Origin of the sequence: Brevundimonas diminuta ATCC 11568 (assembly GCF_000204035.1) — a bacterium.
In the GTDB taxonomy this organism is placed as follows: domain Bacteria; phylum Pseudomonadota; class Alphaproteobacteria; order Caulobacterales; family Caulobacteraceae; genus Brevundimonas; species Brevundimonas diminuta.
This window is the reverse complement of the sequence record NZ_GL883084.1, coordinates 117,312-119,757: the sequence shown is the minus strand read 5'-3', so window position 1 is coordinate 119,757 and position 2,446 is coordinate 117,312. Positions and strand designations below refer to the sequence as shown.

The window sequence follows — 2,446 nt, the reverse complement described above, 5'->3', positions numbered from 1 at the left end:
GCTGGGCGGCGGCGGCCTGTGCGGGCGCGGTCTTCGGCGTGGTTCTGACCGGCCAGATGACGGCGGACATCCGCGCAGACACCGTGCTGTACCAGGCCAGCCTGAGCAGCGCGGACGACACGGAGGTTCTGGGCGGATGAACGGAAGAGGCCTGAAGATCGCCCTGGCGGCGTCGGTCGCCCTGAATATCTTCGCCGTGGCGGGCGCGGGCGCGGCCTGGATGGCGGCCAAGCGTGTCAAGGAAGCCACCGCCGAGGCGCGTCAGCCGGGCCGCAGCGAGCCTGTCTGGGCGGTAGTCGAGGCCCGCCCGCCCGCCGTGCGCGACCAGATCAAGCGCGAGATGCGCGCCACGGCTCTGGAAGCTCGCCCTGACTTCGAGGAGGCGCGCGCCGCCCGTCGCGAGGCGATCGCCCTGACCCGCTCGGATCAGTTCGACCCCGTGGCGGTCGCCGCCCTGCTGGAACGATCGCGCGCGTCCGAAATGCGTGGTCGGGCGCGACTGGAATCGGGAGCGGTGGAGACCTTGAACCGCCTCAATCCGGCTGATCGCGCCGCCCTGGCGCCGATCCTGTCGCGCCATAAGTCCCGGTCGAAGGAGTCGTCGAAGTGCGCGCCCTCGACGGGGAAGACGGCGGCCAAGTCGTCGACGGCGCCTGAACCGGCGGCCTGATCGGCCCTACGCCGCGCGGGCCTGAACCCGCTGGGCCGGAGCGCCGACGGGGGCCACGGCGCCCTCGGGTGCGCGGGTCGGCAGGTCGAACCAGACGGTGGTGCCGCGCCCCGGTTCGCTCTCGATCGTCATGGCGCCGCCGTGCAGTTCGATCAGCGACTTGGTCAGGGCCAGGCCCAGACCCGTCCCTTGCGTCGACTTGGAATGCTGACCCTCGACCTGTTCGAACGGCTGGGCCAGCCGCTCCAGATCCTTGGCGGCGATGCCGATGCCGGTGTCGACGACCGAGACGCGCACGGTCGCGGCGTCGCGCGGCGCGACCTTCACCGATACGGCGCCGCCCTCGGGCGTGAACTTCACCGCATTGGAGATCAGGTTCAGCAGCACCTGCTTCAGGCCGCGCTGATCGGCCTCGATATGCAGATCCTCGGGGCAGTCCAGCGTCAGGGCCAGTTGCGCCTCCTGGGCCTTGCCGCGCATCAGCCGCACCGCTTCGGCGCACAGCACGTCCAGCGCCATCGGCTCATAGTGCAGGGTCAGCTTGCCCGCCTCGATCTTGGCCATGTCGAGGATGTCGTTGATCAGGCTGAGCAGATGCTGGCCTGAGCCGTGGATGTCGGCGGCGTAGCCCTTGTAGCGACGGTCGCCTAGGGGACCGAACATCTCGGCGGCCATGATCTCAGAGAAGCCGTTGATGGCGTTCAGCGGGGTCCGCAGCTCATGGCTCATATTGGCCAGGAACTCGGACTTGGCCTGGTTGGCGGCTTCGGCGCGGGTCATGGCGACCTCATATTTGCGCGCCAGCAGGGCCAGGTTCGCCTGGCTGGCCTCCAGTTCCGCCACCATGGCGCGCAGCTCGTCGGCGGCGCGGCGGCGCTCGGCCTCCTGACGGCGGATGACGGTGATGTCGGCGCAGATCACCACCGTGCCGCCGTCGCCGGTGAAGCGCTCGGCCATCTGCAGCCAGCGGCCGTCCTTCAGCTCGACCTCGCGTACCCCGGCGCGGCCCCCGGCGGAAGGGTGCTCGGCCTTGATCGCCTCGGCGGCGATGCGGTTCAGCTCGTCCTTCTGGGCGCCGGGCCGCACCACGCCCTTAGGAAAGGCGAAGGCGTCCTGGAAACCCTGGTTCCACAGGATCAGCCGCCCGCGACGGTCGAACAGGACGAAGGCGTCGGACACGCTTTCGATGGCGTCGCGCAGGCGGCTCTCGGCGGCCTGGGCCTGGGCCTTGGTGCGGCGCGCCTCGGTGACGTCCAGCGCCACTCCCATCAGGCTGTCATAGCCGCCGTCGCGTTGCGGCTGGCGCGACTGGCCGCGCGCGTCGATCCAACGCACGCCGCCGTTGCTCAGCGGCACGGGGAAGGCGGCCTCGAACACGCCGTCGGCCATGGCCTTGTCCAGGGCCTCGATCATCAGCTGGCGATAGCGCGGGTGGACCCGCTCGATCATGGCCTGGGTGGTCAGGGTGGTTCCCGTCTCCACCTCCAGCAGGGCGGCCATATAGTCGGACAGGGTCGCCTCGCCCCTGGCCAGATCCCATTCCCACACGCCGCAGCGGGCGGCCTCGACCGCGACGCGGAAGCGCCGTTCGGTGTCGGCCCAGCGCCGGCTGGCCCGCATCTGACGCCAGTTCTGCACTGCGATCACCACCAGCATCAGCACTACCAGCAGCAGGGGCGCCGCCAGCATCCAGGCGTCGTCCAGCCAGGCGGCGAAGGCGTCGGGCCGGGGCAGGCTCGCCACGACCGACAGGCCGGTGTCGCCGATCGGTGCGAC

Annotated in this window: 2 protein-coding genes; one reads left to right on the top strand and one right to left on the bottom strand. The window is 70.6% G+C overall.

Features of this window, described 5'->3' with window-relative positions; genetic code table 11:
* Positions 1-136: 136 nt before the first annotated feature.
* Positions 137-670, top strand: a complete 534-nt coding sequence (locus BDIM_RS00635; protein WP_003163632.1) for a periplasmic heavy metal sensor — start codon at positions 137-139, stop codon at positions 668-670.
* Between the two features lie 6 nt (positions 671-676).
* On the opposite strand, the gene BDIM_RS00630 is transcribed toward BDIM_RS00635, so the two are convergent.
* Positions 677-2,446: PAS domain-containing sensor histidine kinase (locus tag BDIM_RS00630; RefSeq protein ID WP_040344694.1), on the bottom strand; the 1,770-nt coding region annotated here is incomplete at its 5' end.

Excerpts from the sequence above, each read along its gene's own strand:
- BDIM_RS00635 (WP_003163632.1), top strand. The coding sequence starts at position 137 with ATGAACGGAAGAGGCCTGAAGATCGCCCTGGCGGCGTCGGTCGCCCTG.